This is a genomic window from Streptomyces sp. NPDC046866, assembly GCF_040704625.1.
GTDB lineage: Bacteria > Actinomycetota > Actinomycetes > Streptomycetales > Streptomycetaceae > Streptomyces.
This window is the reverse complement of the sequence record NZ_JBEYXN010000007.1, coordinates 113,293-134,759: the sequence shown is the minus strand read 5'-3', so window position 1 is coordinate 134,759 and position 21,467 is coordinate 113,293. Positions and strand designations below refer to the sequence as shown.

Below are 21,467 nucleotides of genomic sequence, written 5' to 3'. Positions count from 1 at the left end.
TTGACCACGCCGCCGCACCGGACGGCTAGGCTGCGGCGATGCAGCTCCGCCCCCTTTCCGGCCGCATCGCCAACGTCGTCATCGGGCTGGCGATGACCGGGCTGGCCCTGCTGCTCGGGCGGGACTCGGCCACCCAGGGCTGGCCGCCGCTGGACCCGACGGGCTACACCCTCATCGTCCTGGTCAACCTGCCGGCCCTGCTGCGCACCCGCTTCCCGGTCGCCGTGTTCGCCGTCACCCAGACCGGGTTCGTGGTCTACGTGTGCCTGGGCTACTGGCCGGTGGTCAACTCGCTGGCCACCCTCCTCGCCACCTTCACCCTCGCCTCACTGCGCCCCGCCCGCATCTCCGCGCCCGGAGCCGTCATCACCGGCCTGACCTGGCTCGGCGCCGGCCTCCTGGACGAGGTCCACGGCGACCACGGCTCCCTGGCGGCCGCCGCCGGCCAGGCCGTCGTCTTCCCCGCCGTGCTGTGGTGGTTCGGGACCCTCGCCCGCAAGACCACCGAACTGACCCGGGAACTGGCCGCCGAGCAGGAGCAGCGCGCCCTCAGGGAGATCGCCGCCGAGCGCAGCCGCATCGCCCGCGAACTCCACGACGTCGTCGCCCACCACATGGCCGTCATCTCCGTACAGGCCGGACTGGCCCGCTTCGTCTTCGACAGCGACCCCGCCACCGCGCGCGGCGCCCTCGACACCATCGCCGACACCGGCGCCGAGGCCCTCGACGAGATGCGCCGCATGCTCGCCCTCCTGCGCGAGAGCGACGAGCCCGGCGCCCCCGAGCGCCCCATGCCCGGCCTGCAGCGGCTCGCCGACCTCGTCGCGCGCGTCCGCGCCGGCGGCACCCCGGTGGAACTCACCGTCCGCGGTCCGGCCCGCCCGCTCGGTCCCGGAGCGGACCTGTGCGCCTACCGCGTGATCCAGGAATCGCTCACCAACGTCCTCAAGCACGCCCCAGGAGCGGCCGCCCGCGTCGACGTGCACTACGCACACAGGACCCTGACGGTCGAGATCACCGACGACGGGAAGGGAAAGGGGGCAGTTCCGGCCGGAGTTCCGGCCGGAAGCGGGCACGGCTTGATCGGCATGCGCGAGCGCGCGAAGCTGTACGGCGGACGGATCGACACCGGCCCGCGCGAGGACGGCGACGGCTTCGCCGTACGGCTGACCCTGCCCCTGCCGGCGCGCCCCGGCGCACCGTCCGCCGCGGACCGCCGCGACGGTGCCCCCGGGGACCCGGGCGGCGGCCGCCTCCCTCCGAACGGACCGGAGGGCTGAGTCCCGCCCCGCACCGCCGAGCACTGCTCCAGGAGGCCCCCGCATGAGCCGCGCCACCAGCGTCCTCGTCGTCGACGACCAGTTCCTCATCCGGGCGGGCCTGGTCGGCCTCCTCAAGGCGGCACCCGGCACCACCGTCGCGGGGGAGGCCTCGGACGGGGAGGAGGCCGTGGCGCTCGCCGCCGAGCTCCGGCCCGACGTGATCCTGATGGACGTCCGCATGCCCGGCACCAACGGCATCACGGCCACCGCCCGCATCCTCGCCGAGGCCGGGGACCCGCCCCCGCGGATCCTGGTCCTGACCACCTTCGACCTCGACGAGTACGTGTACGGGGCGCTCCGCGCCGGCGCGTCCGGGTTCCTGCTCAAGGACTCGGGACCCGAACGGCTCCTGACGGCGGTGGCCGCGGTCGCCGGCGGGGACCACCTGTTCGCGCCCAGCGTGACCCGGCGGCTCGTCGAGGCCTTCGCCGACCGCGCCGGACCGGGCGGGAGCGACCGGGAGGCGCCCGTGCCCACCCTGGACGTGCTGACCGGCCGGGAGCGGGAGGTGCTGAAGCTGACCGGCAGGGGCCTGTCGAACCAGGAGATCGCCGCCCGGCTGTACATCAGCGAGGCGACCGTCAAGACCCACCTCAACCGGGCCATGGGCAAACTCGGCCTGGGCAGCCGGGCCCAGGCGGTGGTCGTCGCCTACGAGACCGGTCTGGTCGTCCCCGGCTCCTGAGCCGGCGTGCCGTCCGGCCGGGGCAACATGCCGCCCGGGGTCCTTGGCCCTGCAGGCGCCGCGAGGTTACGTATGCACCACGTACGAGCGGAACCGGAAGCTGCGCAAGCAGAGGCAGGAGGCCCCGTGACCACTGGCTGGACCCCGCGCCCGCCCGACGCCGCGTACGGGCCCCCCGGCGAGCACCTGCCGGAGCTGGAGGTGCCCCCGCCGGGCCGGCAGCGGCGCTGGACGGTGCTGCTGCGATGGCTGTTGCTGCTGCCGCAGCTGATCGTGGTGGCCCTGCTCGGCATCGCCGCGTTCTTCGTGGCGATCGCGGGCTGGTTCGCCGCCCTGGTGCAGGGGCGGCTGCCGGACGGCATCGCCCGCTTCCTCGGCGGGTTCCTGGCGTACGACACCCGGGTGTCGGCGAGCGCGATGCTGCTCGTGGACCGGTACCCGCCGTTCTCGTTCGACGCCCCGGACCACCCGGTGCGCATCGAGCTCCGGCCCGGCGCACTCAACCGGCTGGCGGTGCTGTTCCGCCTGGTCCTGCTGATCCCGGCGGCCGTCGTCAGCACCCTCTTGCAGTACGGGTGGGGGGCCGTCTGCTGGGTGTTCTGGCTGATCACGCTGGTGCTGGGGCGGATGCCGCAGCCGGTGTACGGGGCCGTGGCCGCGGTGGCCAGGTACCGGATGCGCTACCTGGCGTACGTGATGATGCTGACCCCGGCCTACCCGAAGCGCCTGTTCGGCGACCCGGCCCCGGCCCCGGTCCCGCAGGCCCCGCCCGCCGCCGCGCCTCCGTGGGGCACCCGACCGCTGCTGCTGAGCACCGGGTCGAAGGCCCTGGTGGTGCTCTTCCTCGTCCTCGGCCTCGCCGTCGGCAGCCTCTCCTCGACCACCGGCACCACCGACGAGGACGTGAACGAACCCTCCTGGTCCTCCGCGAGGTGGGTCCCGTGACCCGGGTGACCCCCACGAACCTCCCGGCGACAGCCCTCCGCGGCGACACGGGGCCCCCGCTCCGCCCCTTGCCCCTGCGCGCGGCCGAACTGCTGCACCGCCCCGACGCCCACCTCCGGGCCGTCAAGTCGGGAGGAACAAGCGGGTCGCCGACCTGGAGGACCTGGTGGTGATGCGCCTGTCGCAGACCGGCGGCAAGCCCCCCTGGGAGGTGTTCATGGCCCTGGACGGCGTGCTCGCCGACATCGGCGCCGGCGCCGATGAGCGCCTCGCGTACCAGGCGGCCCATGCGGCCACAGGGACGCGCGCCTCCTTCGGGTGAGTGCTGCCGCGGGGGGAGACCGCCCCCACCACGGAAACTCCCCGCCCCGCGGCCGCGTGGCTACCGGGCCCCGGCCGGGGCGGCTGTGACTGCTCCTATGGTGTCGGCCATGGAGAGCACCCCGCGCCCCGCACTGGACCTGACCCTGGACGCGGCCGAGTTGACCGCCCGGCTCGTCGACATCCCCTCCGTGAGCGGCGACGAGAAGGTCCTCGCCGACGCGGTGGAGCAGGCCCTGCGCGCCCTGCCGCACCTGACGGTGGACCGCCACGGCAACAACGTCGTGGCCCGCACCCGCCTCGGCCGCGCCGAGCGCGTCATTCTCGCCGGGCACCTGGACACCGTCCCGATCGCCGACAACGTCCCCTCCCGTCTCGACGGGAACGGCGTGCTGTGGGGGTGCGGCACCACCGACATGAAGTCCGGCGTCGCCGTCCAGCTGCGCATCGCGGCCACCGTGCCCGAGCCCAACCGTGACCTCACCTTCGTCTTCTACGACCACGAGGAGGCCGGCCCCGGGCGCAACGGCCTCAGCAGGCTGATCGAAGCCCACCGGGACTGGCTGGCCGGCGACTTCGCGGTCCTGCTGGAGCCCTCCGACGCCGAGGTCGAGGGCGGCTGCCAGGGCACCCTGCGCGTGCTGCTGCGCACCGCGGGCGAGCGCGCCCACTCCGCGCGCAGCTGGATGGGCTCCAACGCCATCCACGCTGCCGCCCCGATCCTGGCGAGGCTGGCCGCGTACGAGCCGCGCAAGCCCGTGATCGACGGCCTGGAATACCACGAGGGCCTCAACGCGGTGCGCATCGAGGGCGGCGTCGCCGACAACGTCATCCCCGACGCCTGCACCGTCACCGTCAACTTCCGCTACGCCCCCGACCGCAGCGAGGCCGAGGCCCTCGCCCACGTCCGTGAGGTCTTCGCGGACTGCGGGGTGGAGGAGTTCACGGTGGCCCACCACAACGCGGGCGCCCTGCCCGGCCTCTCCCACCCGGCGGCGGCCGCGTTCATGGAGGCGGTCGGCGGGCGCGCGATGCCCAAGTTCGGCTGGACGGATGTCGCCCGCCTCAACGCCATCGGCATCCCGGCGGTGAACTACGGCCCGGGCGACGCCCTCCTGGCCCACAAGGTCGACGAACGCGTCGCCACGTCCACCGTCCTCCACTGCGAAGAACGCCTGCGCACCTGGCTCACCCGGTAGGCACCGCGGCGTTCCCCCGCACGGCAGGACGGCAGGACGGCAGGCTCAGCGGCGCGCCTCCAGGGCGCGCGGCGGATGAACAGCTGGTCGCGTTCGCGGCCCGTGCCGTTGTTGCACTTCTTGTCGGACAGGCGGATGGCGTAGCCCTTGATCAGCTCGCCGTCGTACTTCTCGTAGTGCTGCCCGACGGTGTAGGTGCCGTTCGGCAGCCAGCCGCGGCCGCTCTGGCACTCGTCGGTGGTGGTCCCCGAACCCGCCCGGAACCCGGCCAGCACCTTGCTGCCCTGGATGACCGGGGCTCCCGACGCGGCCAGGGTGGTGCTCGCCGAGAGGCTGCGCACCGCATGGAAGGCGTCGGAAGCCACACTGCCGTTGGACCGGCTGGAGGCGAAACTCAAGGAGCGGCTGCACGGCCGGAACATCGAGGGGTTGGGCCGCTCGTCCGTGGCCCGCTCCATGGACCGCGGACAGACCGCCCTGCCGGACGAGGCCGTGCTCACGGCACTGGCGGAGGTCTTCGGGGTCGGCGACGGGGAACTGGCCCTGTGGCACCGGCTGCAGACCGAGGCGCGGGCGGCCCAACGGCAGCGCCGCCTCCAGCGCGCGGCAGCCGTCGACCGGACCCAGGACGCCCCGCGCCGGACGGGCCCCCGCACCCGCCGGACGCCCCGGGCGCCGGCCCCGGCGAAGCACGGTCCGCCGGGGGTTCACCGGCCCCGGCCGCCGCCGAGCCCGGCCCCGGTGCGGCCCGGGCGGCAGGAAGCCGGAGCCGTGTCCCGGTGGCAGCGAAGATCGCCCCGGCGGCCCTCCTCCTCGTCTGGAAGCCCGACCTCGTCTGACCGGACCGGTCCCCCGGCCCGCGGCGCGTTCAGCGGGGCTCGAGGCGCAGCCGGATGCCGGGGGTGTCCACGATCCGGGGCAGCGGACCCGCGGCCGGCAGGGTCGGACGGGCTCCGGCGAGCCGGTGTCGGCGCAGCACCTCCGCGCACACCGCCGTGGACAGCAGCATCCCGAGGTTCGCGCCGGGGCAGGCAGCGGCGCCGTGGCCGAACGGAGCCAGCCGCAGGTCGGCGGCCGCCTCCGGCGCGAGCCAGCGGCCGGGCGCGAACAGGTCGGCCGCCGGCACGTGGTCGCGGTCCCGGCCGTGGAACAGTGCCGGGACGAGGACGGCCGTGCCCGCCGGGTGGGGCACGCCGCGCCAGGTGGTCTGCGCGCGGGTGACCCGTACCAGGTCCGGCACCAGCGGGAACAGCCGCAGCGACTCCTGGACGCAGGCCCGCAGACGGGGCATGTCCCTCCCGTCCGCGGCCGCTTCGCCCAGCACCGCGTCCTGCTCGGCGGGGTGCGCGGCGAGCAGCAGCAGGGTACGGGCGACCACCGGGGCGAGCCCGTCCAGCGCCAGCATCCAGTGGTGGGTCTGGCCGATCCGGTCGAGGACGCCGTCCGGATCGGAACGGGTGAGCGCCCGGGCGCCCAGGGTGTGGGCGGGGGCGACGGCGGCGTACTCCGCGATGCGGGCGTCAGCCCGGGCGTAGAGAACACGGGCGGCCCGGGCCTGCTTCCTGCGCCTGCCGAGCCAGTTGGCCTCGCTGCGCAGGGCGGACAGCCAGGCGGTGAGCCGGTCGTCATCGGCCGCCGCGTCACCCAGGACGATCCGGCGGCACATCCGGGACAGGGAGCGCTGGATCTCCGGTGCGTCCAGGACCGCCCGGGCGGTGAGGGACCGGGCCTCCTCCGCGACCACGGCGAGGAACTCCTTTGCGCACGGGTGGACGGTGTCGCCGGCGGCCAGTGACGCGTGGTTGATCCGGCGCCGGTCCTCGCGCAGTTCACCGTGCGAGCAGATGACCCCGCTGGGCTCAAGGACCGTCAGGCCGGCGTTCTTGTCCGGGGCGTCCATCGCCAGGTCGCGGACGGACGCGGAGTAGAACTGCCGCAGTTCGGGCTCGTCGAGCAGCACCAGCAGGGGCCCGGACAGGCCCCTGAGCAGTACGGGCGCCCCGCCGTGCCGGTCGCGCAGCGACCTGAGGGTGGCGGCGGACCACTCGGGCTGCCGCAGGGCCGCGCTCGCCCTGACCATGCGGGGGCGGGGGTTGATGAAGCCGCGTGCGAACGTCGGCAGGGTGTGGGTGGCCAGGAACCGCAGGTTCTCGCCGGTCCCGGCCACGGCCCGGGCGGCCGGGCGCGCCGGTCCGGCGGTGCCGGTGCCGGTGCCGGTGGCGGTGGTGCCGGTGGTGTCCCTTCCGCTGGATCCGGTGGACTGGGTCATGCCTCGATCACCTTTCCCGGGTTGAGGAGGTTCTTCGGGTCGAAGAGGCGTTTGACGCCGCGGTGCAGCTCCAGCCCCGCGGGGTCGAGCTCGCGGGCGAGCCAGTCCCGTTTGAGGGTGCCGATGCCGTGGGTGCCGGTGCTGGTGCCGCCGAGGGCCAGAGCGGCGGCCACGATGTCCTCGCACGCCTGCCGTGCGCGGGCGAGCTGCCCGGCATCGGCCCCGTCGAAGAGGACGGCGGGGCGGACGCGGCCGTCGCCCGCGTGCGCCGTGGTGAAGATCGGCAGGCCGTGGTGGTCGGCGATGCCCTCGATGGTCGTGATGAGCTTCGGCAGCGCGAAGCGGGGCACGGCCACGTCCTCGACGCACGGGGTGGGCGCGCCGGGCAGGGCCGCGGCGAGCCGGCTCACCGCGGGCACGGCCAGCAGGCGCGCCTCCATGATCGCCCGGGACTCCTGCACGGTGGTCGCGGTGACCACGTGGTCGGCCCCGGCCTCCTTGCACAGCAGCTTCATCGCCGCCAGGTCCCGTACGGGGTCGGCGGTGTCGCTCTCCACGACCAGCGTGGCCGCGCCGCCCGGCCGCAGCAGCGGGTGGCCCAGCCCGGCGACGGCCTCGGAGGTGGCGCGGTCCAGCAGTTCCAGGACGCAGGGCGCGTGGCCGGCCAGCGCGATGGCGGCGAGCGCGTCGCCGGCCGCCGTCAGGCTGGGGAACTGCGCGAGCAGGGCCAGGGCCGGCGGGCGGGCGGGCCGCAGCGCGAGCGTGGCCCCCACGACCACCGCGAGGGTGCCTTCGGAGCCGACGACCAGCCGGGTCAGGTCGTAGCCGGCGACGCCCTTGACGGTGCCCCGGCCGGTGCGCATCCGCCTGCCGTCCGGGAGCACCAGGTCCAGGGCCAGGACGTGGTCGGCGGTGGCCCCGTACGCGGCGGAGCGGATCCCGCCGGCGCCGGTGGCGATGTTGCCGCCGATCGTGCAGACCTCGCGCGAGGTCGGGTCCGGGGGGTACATCAGGCCGTGCTCGGCCGCGGCGGCGTTCAGGGCCGCCGTGGTCACCCCCGGCTCGCAGCGCGCCAGCCGGTTGCCGGGGTCGACCTGCAGGATCCGGTCCATCCGCACGGTGGAGAGCACGATGCACCCGTCGACGGCGCCGGCGGCGCCGACCACCCCGGTACGGGCGCCCTGCGGCACGACCGGCACCTCCAACTCGTACGCCAGGGCCAGCACGGCCTGGACCTGTTCGGCGGTGGTGGGCCGGACGACCGCGGCCGGGGTGCCGCACTCCGGGAAGGGCGTGGCATCGCGGGCGTGTGCGGCCAGCGAGGCCTCGTCGGTGAGCACGGCGTCGGGCGGGAGTACATCTCTGAGCCGGTCGGGCAGGAGGGGGGAATCGACGGTCAGCGACATGGGGTGTCTTCCTGGGGCGGGCGGCGGCGGGGGCCGGGGCGGGGGAGCCGGGGGAGAAGCCGGTGAGAAGGCCGCCGAGAGGGCCGGCCGAAGGACTGCGGAGGGGGAAGGACCGGGGGAGACGGGCAGGCGTGGGATGACCTGCCCCGTCACCTGCCGGAGCGCGGACCCCCGTACGGGACGGGCGAGTTCGCCGGCGCCCGACGCGGCCGCCGGCCGCAGGGCCGCACCGCCGCGAAGCCTTCACCCGCCAGAAGGGGCAGGAGGGGCAGGAGCGGGGGAGGGGGAACACCGGCCCGTGGGGCGGGACTTCGGCGGTCCGCGGGTGGCGGGTCGCAGGCCGCTTCACCGCCGGCCGGGGCAGCAGGGCGGCCTGGCCGTCGGTGGACCGGGGCTTCCCCGGTGAGGACGGCCCGGACCCGCCGGCCGGCCGGCACCGGGCGGACGTCGGCGGGGAAGTCCTGAGCAGGGGGAGTGCGGTGGATCCGGGATTCCCGGGGACCGCGGCCGTGCCACGGCTCCCCAGGACGTCCCGGACGGGCGTGGCGCACGGTGCGCACGGGGTACCTCCGCCGGGCCGGGGCAGCGAGCTGTCGAGGGATGCTCGGTCACGGTATGCGAGGGCCGAGGGCGGATCTCTGAGCGGCGTGCAGAATATCGATTCTGCATGCGCCACCCGAGTTCGTGGTCACTCGTCCGCGGACGCCCCGCCCCCGGCGCCGGAAGCCGCCGAGGGTTCGTTCGAGCAGTCCGGCCGCGCCGCCGTCCACCGCCGCGGCGGCAGAGCCGTGTCGGGACGGCGGCTACCCCAGGAAGCTCAACCGGACCTGCCGGTCCGGGTTGTCCTTGTTGGTGTCGACCAGGCAGACCGACTGCCAGGTTCCGAGCCGGAGCCGGCCTCCGAGGACGGGCAGTGTCGCGTGCGGCGGCACGAAGGCGGGCAGGACGTGGTCGCGGCCGTGGCCGGGGGAGCCGTGGCGGTGCTGCCAGCGGTCGTCCGCGGGCAGCAGGCTGCGCAGGGCCTCGAGCAGGTCCCGGTCGCTGCCGGCGCCCGTCTCGATCACGGCGATGCCCGCGGTGGCGTGCGGGACGAACACGTTGAGCAGGCCGTCGCGGCCGGCGGCGACGTCGGCAAGGAACTCCTCGCAGGCGTTCGTGAGGTCGGTGACGGTCTCGGACCGGCCGGTGGTGAGGTCGAGGACCCGGGTGGCGAATCGATCGGACATGGGCACCATGGTGGTGCACGGCCGCGGCCCGCGCGCGGGCGCCCCGCCCGGCCGCCGGGGCGGAGCCGGAGCCCGGCCGCGTCCCCGCCACGCCGCGCACCGGACCTGCCGCCGTATCCGGGGCCCCGTCCGGGGCGTGCTCTAACCTCGGCTGCGACAGGCTCGCGCCACGCCACCACACCCCCATGGAGCAGGCAGGATGGCCACCACCCCGCAGAAGATCACCACGTTCCTGATGTTCGAGGGCGGCAGGGCCGAGGAGGCGATGACCTTCTACATGTCGCTCTTCGACGACGCCGAGGTCCTCGGCATCACCCGCTACGGCCCCGAGGGCCCCGGCGAGGAGGGCACGGTGCTGCACGCCACCTTCACCCTCGCCGGCCAGCAGTTCATGTGCATCGACAGCGCGGTCAAGCACGAGTTCGGCTTCACCCCGGCCGTCTCCCTGTTCGTGCAGTGCGAGAGCGCGGCCGAGCTCGACCGCCTCTACGAGGCCCTCGTCGAGAAGGGCCAGGCGCTGATGCCGCTGGGTTCGTACGGCTTCAGTGCCGGGTTCGGCTGGGTCAACGACCGCTTCGGCGTGTCGTGGCAGCTCAACCTGCCGGAGTAGGTCCGCGCGCCGACAGCCGCGCGGAGACGAGGGCACTGCTCCCGGGCGGGGGCCGGGGTCGCGCCGGTGATCCCGTACCCGTAAGTGGCCACAGGGCGCAGGAGACGGCGTACGACGGAAGCGCGCGACGCGGCACTGGAACGGCTCGTCGTGGTCGAGGTCATCGCCCTGCCGGCCGGAGGCGGCAGCCGCGGCGACGAGGCCCGGCCCGCGCGGGCCGCCTGACCCAGACCGGCCTCATCGGCGGCACGCCCCCGTACACCGCCCCCCGAGCAGGCTCGCGGCCACCCGGAGACCCGCAGCCGCCTCACCGAGGCCCCGCCCGTCCCCAGCACGGTCGCCGAAGGGATCCCGCCCGCCTGGGACGGGCTCCTGCTCCCGCTGCTGCGCAAGGATCCGGGCGCAGGCACTCCTCGACCGCGACTGCGAGGCCCCGACGCAGGACGCGGCCCCCTCCGCCTCTGGACGCCGGCCGGGCCTAGCGGGTGCGGCCCGGGTACTGGGGTGGTGGCGGGCCGAAGCCGCCGGAACCCTGCGGGGCGCCGAAGCCGCCGTACGGGCCGGGTGCGCCGGGCATGCCCGGGGCGCCGGACCCGTACGGACCCGGCCCGTAGCCGTACGGCCCGGGGAGGGCGCCCAGGCGCGGCGCGAGGTACGCGACGACGGACCGGTGCAGCTGGCCCAGCCAGTCCTGGAGGCGGCCCATGCGGCGGGCGTTGACCTCGCACGCGTACGCACTGCCGTCCGGCAGCAGGACCGTCACCACGAGCCGGGCGCCGTGGTTCAGGGGCGCGTAGGTGATGCCGGCGAGCTCTTCCCAGGCGAAGTCCGCCTCCACGCCCTCCACTTCGAGGACGACCCCCGTGGCGTCCGCGACCACGCTGTTGCGGCGGTCGGCGATCACGACCTCGGGCGCGGCCTCCACCGGCCCGGCCGGCACGACGGGCGCCACCGCGGGGATCGGCGGCGGACCCTGGGGCATGGGCGGGGCCACCGCCTGCGCCGCCGGGAGGGGCGCGGCCGGCGTCGACGCCCGGGGAACCGGCGGGACGGGTGCAGGGAGGACCACGGGCTGCGGGGCCGGTGTGTCCGGGACCGCCGGCTGCGGGGCCGGGGTCTGCGGGGCCGGGGTCTGCGGGACCGGCAGCGGCGGTGCATCCGCGTCCCCGAGTACGTCCAGCAGGGCGGACGGCGTCGGACGGTCCGCCGGGTCCTTCGCCAGGCAGGCCTCCACGAGCGGGCGCAGCCCCTCCGGCACGGCCGCCAGGTTCGGCGGTTCGTGCACCGAGCGGTACATCAGCCCCATGGGCGTCCCCTCGCCCCACGCGCTGCCCCCGGCCGCGGCGACGAGGACCGCGCCGAGGGCGAAGACGTCGGCGGCGCCCGTGACGTCGTGGCCCAGGGCCTGTTCGGGCGCGAGGTAGCCGGGGGTGCCGAAGGCCGTCCCGGTGGCGGTCATCCGCGTGGACTCCACGGCCCGCGCGATGCCGAAGTCCAGCACCCGCGGCCCGTCCTCGGCCAGGATGATGTTGCCGGGCTTGAGGTCGCGGTGGACCAGGCCGCAGGCGTGCACGGCCTCCAGGGCCTCGGCGAGCGCCGCGGCCAGGGTGCGCAGCGCGGGCTCGTCCATCGGCCCCCCGTCGGCGAGTCGGGCGGCGAGCGTCGGGCCGGGCACGTAGGCGGTCGCCAGCCACGGCGGGTCGCCGTCGACGTCGGCGTCCACGACGGGCGCCGTGTGGAAGCCGCCGACCCGGCGGGCGGCCGCGACCTCGGCCCGGAACCGCTCCCGGAACGCGGGGTCCGCGGCCAGCTCCGGCCGGGCCACCTTGACCGCCACCGCCCGTCCACCGCGGGACCGGGCGAGGTAGACCATTCCCATGCCGCCTTCGCCGAGCTTGCGCTCGACGGCGTACCCCCCGATGCGTTGCATGCGCCCAGTATGGCGGCCCCCGGTGACAGCTCCCCGACAGGGTCCGGCCGGGGCCGGGTCCGTGCCCTGCCCGCTCCGGCCTGCGGTGTCAGTCCACCCGGTGCACGCGCTGGCTGGTCAGCTCGTACTGGGCCCCGATCACGGCCAGGCGGCCGGCCGCGATGCGGGGGGCCAGGTCCGGCTCCCGGGTCAGACTCGCCCTGACCCGCCGTACGTTCGCGGTGACCGCGGCGTCCACACGGGCCCGGCCCTGCAGCCCGAAGTCGATGACGGGCCGGATCTGCTCGGCGAGGTACATGACATGGCCGGGGAGCGGGGTGCGGGTCTCCGCGGCCTGGACGGCGGCCGTGACCGCCCCGCACCCCTGGTGCCCCAGGACGACGACGAGCGGGACGTCCAGCTCCAGCACGCCGTACGCGATGCTGCCGAGCACCGCCTCGTCCAGGACCTCGCCCGCCGACCGCACGGTCAGCAGATCACCCAGCCCCTGGTCGAAGACCAGCTCCGGAGGCACCCGGGAATCGATGCAGCCCAGCACCACCGCGAACGGGTGCTGACTGCCCACCAGCGTCCGCCGGACGGCCGCGCTCCGGTCGGGGTGGCGCTCGTGGTACGTCCGCCAGCGGCGGTTCCCCGCCACCAGCTGCGCCAGTGCCGCCCTGGGCGTGTCCGGTCGGAGGCCGAAGCTGCCGGGCGGGGAGGAGGAGGGTGCAGGCCCCGCCGAGACCAGGGCCGCCTGGGCGGCGACCACTCCGGTCGCCGCCCACAGCAGCCGCCGCCGCGCCCCGGAGGCCGCAGGCGGCCCTTCTTCCGTCCTCATGCCCGCTGACGGTAGCCCGGTGCGGGTCTGCGGTCGCGCTCCGGCCGGAGCGTGTCACGGCGCCCGACCCGGTGACGGCGGCCTCCGGCGGCCGCCGCCCGGGCCGGACCGCCCGTCCTACCGGGGGGCCACCCAGACCTGCCGCTTGTTGGTGTTGGCCGTGTGCAGCTGGACCGGGGTGCCGTTCGCCGTCGCGCCGCCGGTGACGTCGAGCACCTTGCCCGATCCGGCGTTCACGATCTGCCCCTTGGCGTTGACGGACCACCGCTGGGCCGCCGTGCCGTTGCAGTCCCACAGCTGGATCTTGTTGCCGTCGGTGCTGAGGGCGCGCGAGTTGTCCAGGCACTTGCCCAGCGCCCGGAAGGTGCCGTCCTTGCCGAGGATCCACGACTGGGCCGGCGTGCCGTTGCAGCTCCACAGCTGGATCTGCGTCCCGTTGTCGGCCTTGCCCCCCTTGGCGTCCAGGCACTTGCCGGCCAGGCCGGCCACCTGCCCCTGCGGGGCCAGCGCCGCCCCGGCGCCGGCGGCGAGCTTGCGCAGCGCCTGCACGTCGAACTGCTGGACGTAGGTGCCGGCCCGCTTGTCCTGGTAGGCGTACGCCGGCGAGCACATGACGGGGAACTCGCCCGAGTCGCTGCCCTTGACGCAGTCGCCCTTCGTCAGACTGCGGTTGGCGTGGGCGAGGCCCAGCGCATGCCCGAGCTCGTGGCTGATGTGGTTGCGCATGTACGTCTCGCCCATGGCGGCGGTGGGCTTGCCCGCATCGGTGAAGAACTCGCTGTCGATGTACGCGTGCCCGCTGGTCACCGTCTCCGGCACGGAGGAGCTGGTGAACCCGCAGCTGAGGTTGGCCATGCCGGAGCCGTCGCGAACCACCTTCCAGCCCGTACTGCCCATGCTGCCCTCTCCCTCGGGCGGCAGGCAGGGGCGGTACAGCACGCCCATGACCACCTCCCCCTTGGGCCGGAGGTAGTCCCAGCCCACGGGCCGGGTGTCGACGGTGACGGGCAGGTTCGTGATCCGCTGGAGGTCCGCCGCCGACGCCTTGACGTACGGTGCCAGCCAATCCGCGGACTTCTGGTCGTAGAACTTGACCGTGTAGCCGGTCGCCAGCCACTTCGTCGCCCCGGCCAGCTTCCAGCCGTCGCCTTCGAGCGGAGCGGCCGCGACCGCCTTGGCCGCCGCGGCGGTGCGGCTCCCTTCGAGCTGCAGGACGCCGTTCTTGAAGGCGGTGTGGTCACTGCCGGACTGGACCGAGTCCTCCGCGTGGCCGGCGTCGGGCGCGGCCTCGGGCGCCGGCACCGCCGCCGCCGGCTCGGCGGTCGCGGTCGGGCTGCCTCCCGCGTCCGGAACGGCGCCCGCGCCCGGGTCCTCGGTGCCGAAGGCACTGGAGGTCAGCTGAAGTCCGCCCACGACGGCCGCCACGGCACATGCCGCAACCACCGCTTTTCGATATCTGGCCGTGAATCCCAAGTCCCCGTTGCCTTTCATCGTGATCGCTCGCGGATCCCGGACGCGCCGGGGCCGCCGGCGATCCGGAATCGAACAAATGATAGGGGCACATTCCCACCGCCCTTGCCCGGCAGCGAAGTTGGGCCGCGCGCAACAGCCGCGACACGCTGCGGTGATGGTGGCCCTGCCATGGTTCGAAGCCTCCCGCACTGCGTCCGACGAGGAGCCCGACCGATGACGACGTCCTTCCACGCGGCGACCGTCCACCCCGACCGGTCCGTGACCTACTGCGGAGAGGTCGACGCCGGCCAGGTCGCCACGGCCCGCGCGATCGCCGGGCTCGACCACACACCGCGCTCCGTCCGCGAGCACCCCAACCGGCCCGGGACCCTGTTCGTCCTGCGCGAGGACGGCGCACTGGACGTCTACGAGCCCGTGGGCGGTACCCCCTTCACCCCCCGGGTCGCCGACCCCGCCCCGCGCGCCTCCGCCGCGGCCGCGCTGCCGCTCGGCGCGGCCTCCGGGACCCTGTGGATCCCCGGAGCCATACGCATCGGCGACGGCAGCATCGGCGGCGCCATGGACACGCCCGGCAACCCGCCCCGCGTGACCCTCCACACCACCGAGTCCCCGGCCGGCGGCCACTACCTCGAATCCGTGAGCTCGTACCTGATCGAGGTCGCCTCCGAACCGCAGCTCGTGTACTGCCCCGTCACCGACCGGATCGCCCAGCTGGGACCGCTCAACCAGTCGGCCCGGGCCCTGCGCAACGACGGTGCGCGCCGAACCAACCGCGAGGGCCGCGTCAACATCCAGATCGAGGTCCTCGCGTACGCCGAGCACCCCTGGACCACCGGCTGGGACCCCGGCCGGAAGCCCGGCTGGCGCTCCATCCTGGCGGCCGCCCGCTCCTGGGGCGTGCCCGACGCGTTCCCGGCGGGCCCGCCCGCCCCGTACCCGGGCCCGGACAAGCCCCGCTCCCGCTCGGTGTGGCAGAACGAGGGCGGCTACTTCGGCCACTGCGACGTCCCCGGCAACGACCACGGAGACCCCGGGGCCCTCGACACCGCGAAGGTCCTGGGCGGCCCCGGCGGCGACACCCCGCCGCCGCCCCGGCCCGCGGTCAGCGTCGCCCACCTCGCCGCCGCGGCCGAGGCCGACATCCCCGCACCGGACGGCCACACCACCTACCCCGACGAGGTCCGGGTCGTGGAGGACGCCCTGGTCGCCGAGGACCTCCTGGACGCCCGCTACGCCGACGGCAGCTTCGGCACCCGTACCCGCGACGCGTACGCCGCCTGGCAGCGCAGCGAGGCCGGCGGGTCGTACTCCGGCCCGGACGCCGACGGCATCCCCGGCATCGCGTCCCTGACCCGCCTGGCGGCCCGCCACGGCTTCACCGCCACCGACTGACCCGCCGGCCCGGCGGCGGTACCGGCCCCTACCGCCCGTGCGGCCCGGGCGCCGACCGGCGGGCCGCGGCGCGGCGCAGGAAGGGGACGTCCCGGTCGGCCACCCGGGCGCGGGGTCCGGCGGCGCGCAGCACCACGTCCAGGACGCGGTCCGGCTCGGCGGCGTAGCAGTGCGCGAACCAGGGCATGTTGGCCTCGACCACCGCCCACGTGCCGTCGGTGAGGCGGCCGACGTCCATGCAGACCGCGCTGGGCAGGCCGTCGGCCGCGGCGCGGAGCACCTCGCGCGCGAAGCCGCGGACCCGCCCGTCCAACGGCCCCGGATCCAGGCGCCCGTACACGGCGTAGCGGCTGCCCGCGACGGCCTCGCCGTCGAGGACGAACAGCCGGTACTCGGCGGCGAACTCCACCACGCCGCTCACGAGCACGGGCGTCGCCGGGTCGAGCGTCCCCGGCAGGCGGGTTCCGTCCTCGTACACCGCGGCGGGCAGGGCGTCGATCTTGGCGGAGGGCGGCTTGACGAACGCCCGGTGCGTCAGCCGGCGGGCCCCGGCGAGCGTCGTCAGCCGTACGTGACGCCGCACCAGCGCGTACGGCAACCCCGCCAGCCAGTCGTCGCCGGGCTCGAGCAGGCCGAGGCCGAGCTGCTCGGCCACCCGGTCCGCGGCGAGGGCGCCTCCGTACCAGTGCACCCCGCGGCCCCGGGCCCCGGCGACGTGGGCGACCACGTCGTAGCCCCGCCAGGCCGCGGCCTGGCCGAGCAGCTCCGCCGTGGAGGTGCGGGGCGGGTGCAGGAGCAGGGTGCGTGCGGTGCGGTGGTCCATGCCACGGAGCGTACGGGCCGGGTGCACGCGCCGGCCCGTGCATGCGGGGTAGCGGAAGTGGCCCCTCCGTACGCTATGGTTGATCTCGAGCCCGCCGCCGCGAAGAGCAGCAGCGGGCCCGGCGTTGGTGGTCCAAGGAAAGGCACCCCACTTCCTGTGGGGGGATGCAGGTGCAAGGCCTGCCCAGCGCTCGATGAAGGCCTCGGCCTCCTCACGGAGGCCGAGGCCTTCTGTCATGTCACGTCATGTCCGGCCGTGGGAGCGGCCGTGGCCGTGTTCGTTCCGTGCTCGCGCTGTCCGCCGCGGCTCAGTTCGGGATGTAGCGCGTGCAGGCGTTCAGCCAGTTCGTGTAGAACGAGCCGTCGCCTCCCGAGCGGATGTCGACGTTGCGGATGCGCTGCACCTCCGCCAGCATGTGCCGGCCGGTGACCGGGCCGACCTTGCCGTCGACGGTGATCCGCTCCGCCTTCTGGAAGCGGGCCACGGCGTTGAGGGTGTTGTTGCCGTACACCCCGTCCACCGCCACGTCCGGGCTCTGGACGATGTTCACCCCGCGCTGCACACAGACCACTGCCGGACCCGTGGCCCCCTTCTGGATGATGCCGCCCGCCGCCTGCGCCGGCACGGCCACCAGAGCGGCCGTCAGGCCCGCTCCGGCGAGGACGGCGAGCCGGGCGGTCCACCTGCGTGACTGCTTCATGGGTCTTTCCCCCTTGGCTTCGTTCCGATGGTTTCCTTGCGCTGCTCCGCTGCGCCGGTCCGCTGCGATGGTCGGTCGCCGCGAACCGCCGAGGGGCCGCCCGGCCGGGCGGCGCCGCAGTGCTCCGAAAGCTATCCGCGCGGCCGCAGGCGGGCATCCCGCACAGGGTTGATCGCCCGGGTAAACCCCGGCGGTACCGGGCCCGCCCCTCATACCGGCGCGGTAGGGCGGGGGCCGCGCCCCGCGCCGGCGACCGCGATGGCTGCCCGCTCGGCCGTTCGACTAGGGTCGGTCGGAACAGCGAACCGCGCACCCGCGCACACACGACACGAGGAGCAGCCGTGAGCGAGACGGCGTCCACCGCCCTGCAGCAGGAGATCGCCCGGGACCTGCAGGTCACCGGGTCCTTCGACGCGGAGCACGAGATCGAGCGCCGTGTGGCCTTCCTCACGGAGCGGCTCACCGCGACCGGCCTGCGCTCCCTCGTCCTCGGCATCAGCGGCGGGGTGGACTCCACCACCACGGGCCGGCTCTGCCAGCTCGCGGTGGAGCGGGCCCGCGCCGCCGGGCACGAGGCGGCCTTCTACGCCATGCGCCTGCCCTACGGGGTCCAGGCCGACGAGAAGGACGCGCAGCTCGCCCTCTCCTTCATCCGGGCCGACCACGTCCTGACGGTGGACGTGAAGCCCGCCAGCGACGCCGCCCTCGCCGCCTCGCTGGCCGCCGGTGTGACCTTCCGCGACGCCCACCACCAGGACTTCGTCCACGGCAACATCAAGGCCCGCCAGCGGATGATCGCCCAGTACGCGGTCGCGGGCGCCCACGACGGCCTGGTCGTCGGCACCGACCACGCCGCCGAGGCGGTCTCCGGCTTCTTCACCAAGTTCGGTGACGGCGCCGCCGACCTCGTCCCGCTCACCGGCCTGACCAAGCGCCGGGTCCGGGCGGTCGCAGACGCCCTCGGCGCTCCGGCCGAGCTGGTGTGGAAGGTCCCCACCGCGGACCTGGAGACCCTCGACCCCGGCAAGGCCGACGAGGACGCGCTCGGTGTCACCTACGACGACATCGACGACTTCCTGGAGGGCAAGCCGGTGGACGGGCGGGCCTTCGAGATCATCACCCGCCGCTACCGGCTCACCGAGCACAAGCGGCAGCTGCCCGTCGCCCCCTGAGGCCTTCGGGAGGCCGTGGGCCGCAGTGATCGCCGGTCTGGCAGCAGACCGGCGCACCGCGCGAGAATGCCGCCATGGCGGACACCCACGGCACCCCGAGCCCCCGGCCGGAGCAGCGGCGCGAGCAGGAGCCGGAGCAGCCGGACCCCGCAGCTCTGCTTCCGGCGGGCCCGGCGGTACGGATCGAGCGCGACGGCCCCGTGACCACGGTGGTGCTCTCCCGCCCGCGGGCCCGCAACGCCGTGGACGGCCCGACGGCGCGGCAACTGGCCGATGCCTTCCGCGCGTTCGAGGCGGACGAGCAGGCATCCGTCGCGGTGCTGTGGGGCGAGGGCGGGACCTTCTGCGCGGGCGCCGACCTGAAGGCCGTCGCCACCGGGCGCGGCAACCGCGTGGAGCCCGACGGCGACGGCCCGATGGGACCGACCCGCATGCGGCTCACCAAGCCGGTCATCGCGGCCGTCGCCGGGCACGCCGTGGCCGGCGGCCTCGAACTCGCCCTGTGGTGCGACCTGCGCGTGGTCGAGGAGGACGCGGTCCTCGGCGTGTTCTGCCGCCGCTGGGGCGTACCGCTCATCGACGGCGGCACGGTCCGGCTGCCCCGGCTGATCGGCGAGGGCCGCGCCATGGACCTGATCCTGACCGGCCGGCCGGTGCCGGCCGCCGAGGCCCTCGCGATCGGGCTCGCCAACCGGCTCGTACCGCCGGGGCAGGCCCGGCGGGCGGCGGAGGAACTGGCCCGGGAGATCGCCGCGTTCCCGCAGCTGTGCCTGCGGCACGACCGGCTCTCGGTGCGCGAACAGCACGGGCTGGACGAGCCCGAGGCGCTGGCGGCCGAGCTGCGGCACGGCATGGTGCCGCTGTCGGCAGGGGAGACCCTCTCCGGAGCCGCGCGTTTCGCGTCCGGCGCCGGCCGGCACGGCTCCTTCGCCGACTGACTGCTCCGCCGTACGCCGACGTACGCCGCCTGCCGGGTTCGGGTTACGGCGCGGTCCCGCCGGGCGGTTCGGGGTCGGCGACCCAGCCGGCCGCGAGCACCAGACCACTGGCCCGGTGCACGGACAGGAAGCCGAAGGGCCGGTCGAAGCGGATGTCGATGCGGCGCACCCGGTGCCGCTGCGGCGGCGGGGCGCCGCCCGGCTGCATGGCGATCGCCGTGACCGCGGCGGCCTCGAAACCGCGGGCGTGGAAGGCCGCCACGGCGGACTGCCGGGCCTCCCCGACGGCGAGGGGATGGCTGCTCACGCCGGGGAAGTGGCCGGTGCTCGCGCGGGCGGCCTCCGCCAGCCCGAACAGGGGGGCCTGCCGGAGCAGATCGTGCTCGGCGGCCACCGAGAAGGCCACCGTGGACAGGGCCAGGACCGGCTCGGGCCGCGCCGACTCGACCGTGGTGACCCGTACGCCCGGCCCCGCCGCCCCCTCGGGGAGCTGGGCGCCCGGTACGGCCCGGACGGCTCGGGTGGCCGCGGCCACGCCCCGGGCCAGGATCTCGCCCGGGGCGGCCTGCTCGGTGCCCAGCACCAGGTAGACGTCCGTTCCCGCGTCGCCCCCCACCTGGTACAGCGTCAGGCCGCCTGCCACGACCCCGACCCGGTCCAGCCGGGCGGAGTATCGCGACAGCCTCCGGAGCCGCCGCCCCGCCCACGGCCCGGTGGCGGGCTGCTCGGGATGCTCGGTGAAGGGATGCCGCCAGGTCACCTGCAGGGCCAGGGCCGAGGCGAGCACGAGCAGCGCCCGGCCCGGGTCGGCGACGGGCATCGTCTCGATCAGGCCGCCCGTCCGCTCGGCAGCCCAACGGTCCAGCATCGCCCGGTCGGTGGCGGGATCCCCGGTCAGCCGACCCTGCGTGCCGGCCGGCAGACCCGCCGCCCAGCGCTCCTCCAGCGGCAGTCCGGCCCGCATCCACAGCCCGAGGGCCGCCGAGAGCCCGCCGACCGCGCCGAAGCCGGCGAGCAGCTCGCGGGCCGCCTCGGCCGCCTGGGCGGCGGGCACGCCGAGGGTCTCCTCCAGCTCGCCGCGGGCCCGGCCGGCGGCCCCGTCCGCGAGCAGGGCCAGCAGCGGCCACAGCCCGGCCGCGGTGAACACCGTGTTGCCGCCCGGCTCCAGGGCCCGGGCCCACCGCGCGGTGAGCGCATTCACCGCCCCGACCGTCTGCATCCTCATGCGGCCCTACCCTACGGGGCGGCCGTACTCCGGGGCGCCGCCGCCAGGTCGGGCCGGGTCCGGGCCCGCGCGGCTCTGACCAGGAGGCCGCCGAGCGGCACGCAGGGCCGCCTCGGTCACGGGCGGCCGTCCTCGCGAGGGGGCCGGCGGAGCAGTTGACCGCGGCCGCCGCACCGGCCAGCGCCCGGTCCGCACCGGGTCCGCGGTCGGTGGGGCCCCGGGCCGTCCGCGCAGGTCCTACGGCTGCGCCCGCTCCGCCAGCCCGCGCAGCAGCAGGCGCACGCCCAGGTCGAAGCCGCGCGAGTCCAGCCCGGCCAGGCCGCCCGGCAGGGCGCCCGCCGCGTCCAGGGAGGCGGCCAGGGCCGGGTAGCGCGGCCGGTACTCGCCGGGCGTGCCGGTGAAGCCCGCGGTGAAGGTCTCCAGCGCCGAGCCGAGGACGAGGTTGTCCAAAGCGGCGGCCGCCTCCGCGGCCTCCGCCGGGGTGCAGCCGTACCGGATCAGGGCCGCGAGCAGGGCGTCGTACCCGCGCAGGGCCTTGGCCGACGAGACCCGGTGGCGGGCCACGAGCGGGATCATGTGCGGGTAGCGCAGGTAGACCCGCCGGTATCCGTGCGCGTAGGCCGTGATGCCCTCCGCGCCGCCGGGGTCCGCCAGCGGTCCCAGGTCGATCTCGTCGTTGATGAGCTCGGCGACGGCGTCGAGGAGGTCCTCCTTCGACGCGATGTGGTGGTACAGGGACGCGCCCTTGACCCCCAGCCGCTCGGCGATCGTGCGCATCTTCAGCGCTTCCGCGCCGTGCTCCTCCAACAGCTCCAGAGCCGCGCGGGCGATGATCGCGCGGCTGAGGAGGGTCTGGCTCGGCCGTGGCATCTGCGACTCCTTCACTCCAGGATGCGCAGGTTACCTGTCAGGAACGCTTCACAAGCAGCCGGGAACGCCGCTACATTCCAGCCACCCCGTTTACCTAACGCGGTTAGATTTAGCGCGCGCCGCCGTACGGCCCGGCGCGCC

21 protein-coding genes are annotated in these 21,467 nt (G+C 75.4%); 10 read left to right on the top strand and 11 right to left on the bottom strand.

What is annotated here, in order from left to right:
* Positions 1 to 38 precede the first annotated feature (38 nt).
* The 5 genes from AB0953_RS13620 to dapE all read left to right on the top strand — a co-directional run bounded on the left by AB0953_RS13620 (position 39) and on the right by dapE (position 4,472).
* The gene (locus tag AB0953_RS13620; RefSeq protein WP_366859624.1) at positions 39 to 1,280 is read left to right on the top strand and encodes a sensor histidine kinase; all 1,242 of its coding nucleotides are present in this window, start codon (positions 39 to 41) and stop codon (positions 1,278 to 1,280) included.
* 43 nt (positions 1,281 to 1,323) lie between these two features.
* Positions 1,324 to 2,007: a response regulator transcription factor gene (locus AB0953_RS13615; RefSeq protein WP_366859623.1), complete on the top strand. Its 684-nt coding sequence runs from the start codon at positions 1,324 to 1,326 to the stop codon at positions 2,005 to 2,007.
* A 186-nt stretch (positions 2,008 to 2,193) separates the two neighbouring features.
* Positions 2,194 to 2,952 (top strand): DUF4389 domain-containing protein, encoded by a 759-nt coding sequence (locus AB0953_RS13610; protein WP_366859750.1) that lies wholly within the window; start codon positions 2,194 to 2,196, stop codon positions 2,950 to 2,952.
* 166 nt (positions 2,953 to 3,118) lie between these two features.
* The gene (locus AB0953_RS13605; protein WP_366859622.1) at positions 3,119 to 3,274 is read left to right on the top strand and encodes a hypothetical protein; all 156 of its coding nucleotides are present in this window, start codon (positions 3,119 to 3,121) and stop codon (positions 3,272 to 3,274) included.
* Positions 3,275 to 3,383: 109 nt separating this feature from the next.
* Positions 3,384 to 4,472, top strand: coding sequence for a succinyl-diaminopimelate desuccinylase (dapE, locus tag AB0953_RS13600; RefSeq protein WP_366859621.1), 1,089 nt, complete (start codon positions 3,384 to 3,386; stop codon positions 4,470 to 4,472).
* On the opposite strand, the gene AB0953_RS13595 is transcribed toward dapE, so the two are convergent.
* The 4 genes from AB0953_RS13595 to AB0953_RS13580 all read right to left on the bottom strand — a co-directional run bounded on the left by AB0953_RS13595 (position 4,367) and on the right by AB0953_RS13580 (position 9,373).
* A complete protein-coding gene (locus AB0953_RS13595; RefSeq protein ID WP_366859620.1) occupies positions 4,367 to 4,837 on the bottom strand; it encodes a hypothetical protein in 471 nt (156 codons plus the stop codon). The genes dapE and AB0953_RS13595 overlap by 106 nt on opposite strands.
* A 503-nt stretch (positions 4,838 to 5,340) precedes the next feature.
* A complete protein-coding gene (locus tag AB0953_RS13590; RefSeq protein ID WP_366859619.1) occupies positions 5,341 to 6,741 on the bottom strand; it encodes a cytochrome P450 in 1,401 nt (466 codons plus the stop codon).
* Complete coding sequence (locus tag AB0953_RS13585) at positions 6,738 to 8,147, bottom strand: FAD-linked oxidase C-terminal domain-containing protein (RefSeq protein ID WP_366859618.1); 1,410 nt, start codon at positions 8,145 to 8,147, stop codon at positions 6,738 to 6,740. The genes AB0953_RS13590 and AB0953_RS13585 overlap by 4 nt, the downstream gene beginning before the upstream one ends.
* Before the next feature lie 803 nt (positions 8,148 to 8,950).
* On the bottom strand, positions 8,951 to 9,373 hold the full coding sequence (locus AB0953_RS13580; protein ID WP_366859617.1) for a YjbQ family protein: 423 nt from the start codon (positions 9,371 to 9,373) through the stop codon (positions 8,951 to 8,953).
* A gap of 199 nt (positions 9,374 to 9,572) precedes the next feature.
* Between AB0953_RS13580 and AB0953_RS13575 the strand changes: the two genes are divergently transcribed.
* Both AB0953_RS13575 and AB0953_RS13570 read left to right on the top strand, forming a co-directional pair.
* Complete coding sequence (locus AB0953_RS13575) at positions 9,573 to 9,983, top strand: VOC family protein (protein WP_366859616.1); 411 nt, start codon at positions 9,573 to 9,575, stop codon at positions 9,981 to 9,983.
* Between the two features lie 84 nt (positions 9,984 to 10,067).
* On the top strand, positions 10,068 to 10,208 hold the full coding sequence (locus tag AB0953_RS13570) for a hypothetical protein (RefSeq protein ID WP_366859615.1): 141 nt from the start codon (positions 10,068 to 10,070) through the stop codon (positions 10,206 to 10,208).
* 253 nt (positions 10,209 to 10,461) lie between these two features.
* Here AB0953_RS13570 and AB0953_RS13565 read toward each other — a convergent pair whose 3' ends face one another.
* From AB0953_RS13565 to AB0953_RS13555, 3 genes are all read right to left on the bottom strand, one after another.
* Positions 10,462 to 11,913: a serine/threonine-protein kinase gene (locus AB0953_RS13565; RefSeq protein ID WP_366859614.1), complete on the bottom strand. Its 1,452-nt coding sequence runs from the start codon at positions 11,911 to 11,913 to the stop codon at positions 10,462 to 10,464.
* Positions 11,914 to 12,001: 88 nt separating this feature from the next.
* The gene (locus tag AB0953_RS13560) at positions 12,002 to 12,733 is read right to left on the bottom strand and encodes a carbonic anhydrase (RefSeq protein WP_366859613.1); all 732 of its coding nucleotides are present in this window, start codon (positions 12,731 to 12,733) and stop codon (positions 12,002 to 12,004) included.
* Between the two features lie 117 nt (positions 12,734 to 12,850).
* Positions 12,851 to 14,146 carry a ricin-type beta-trefoil lectin domain protein gene (locus AB0953_RS13555; protein WP_366859612.1) on the bottom strand — a complete coding sequence of 432 codons (1,296 nt, stop codon included), beginning with the start codon at positions 14,144 to 14,146 and terminating at the stop codon, positions 12,851 to 12,853.
* A gap of 273 nt (positions 14,147 to 14,419) precedes the next feature.
* Between AB0953_RS13555 and AB0953_RS13550 the strand changes: the two genes are divergently transcribed.
* The gene (locus tag AB0953_RS13550; protein WP_366859611.1) at positions 14,420 to 15,598 is read left to right on the top strand and encodes a peptidoglycan-binding protein LysM; all 1,179 of its coding nucleotides are present in this window, start codon (positions 14,420 to 14,422) and stop codon (positions 15,596 to 15,598) included.
* 28 nt (positions 15,599 to 15,626) lie between these two features.
* Here the strand turns inward: AB0953_RS13550 and AB0953_RS13545 are convergent, their stop codons facing one another.
* Together AB0953_RS13545 and AB0953_RS13540 are read right to left on the bottom strand one after the other, a co-directional pair.
* On the bottom strand, positions 15,627 to 16,421 hold the full coding sequence (locus AB0953_RS13545) for an ATP-grasp domain-containing protein (protein ID WP_366859610.1): 795 nt from the start codon (positions 16,419 to 16,421) through the stop codon (positions 15,627 to 15,629).
* Between the two features lie 307 nt (positions 16,422 to 16,728).
* The gene (locus tag AB0953_RS13540; RefSeq protein ID WP_366859609.1) at positions 16,729 to 17,121 is read right to left on the bottom strand and encodes a peptidoglycan-binding domain-containing protein; all 393 of its coding nucleotides are present in this window, start codon (positions 17,119 to 17,121) and stop codon (positions 16,729 to 16,731) included.
* Positions 17,122 to 17,462: 341 nt separating this feature from the next.
* Between AB0953_RS13540 and nadE the strand changes: the two genes are divergently transcribed.
* Positions 17,463 to 18,293 carry an ammonia-dependent NAD(+) synthetase gene (gene nadE, locus AB0953_RS13535; protein WP_366859608.1) on the top strand — a complete coding sequence of 277 codons (831 nt, stop codon included), beginning with the start codon at positions 17,463 to 17,465 and terminating at the stop codon, positions 18,291 to 18,293.
* Positions 18,294 to 18,367: 74 nt separating this feature from the next.
* Positions 18,368 to 19,231 (top strand): crotonase/enoyl-CoA hydratase family protein, encoded by an 864-nt coding sequence (locus AB0953_RS13530; protein ID WP_366859607.1) that lies wholly within the window; start codon positions 18,368 to 18,370, stop codon positions 19,229 to 19,231.
* Between the two features lie 43 nt (positions 19,232 to 19,274).
* Here AB0953_RS13530 and AB0953_RS13525 read toward each other — a convergent pair whose 3' ends face one another.
* Both AB0953_RS13525 and AB0953_RS13520 read right to left on the bottom strand, forming a co-directional pair.
* On the bottom strand, positions 19,275 to 20,456 hold the full coding sequence (locus AB0953_RS13525) for a serpin family protein (RefSeq protein WP_366859606.1): 1,182 nt from the start codon (positions 20,454 to 20,456) through the stop codon (positions 19,275 to 19,277).
* Between the two features lie 237 nt (positions 20,457 to 20,693).
* Positions 20,694 to 21,326 carry a TetR/AcrR family transcriptional regulator gene (locus tag AB0953_RS13520; protein WP_366859605.1) on the bottom strand — a complete coding sequence of 211 codons (633 nt, stop codon included), beginning with the start codon at positions 21,324 to 21,326 and terminating at the stop codon, positions 20,694 to 20,696.
* Between the last annotated feature and the right edge of the window lie 141 nt (positions 21,327 to 21,467).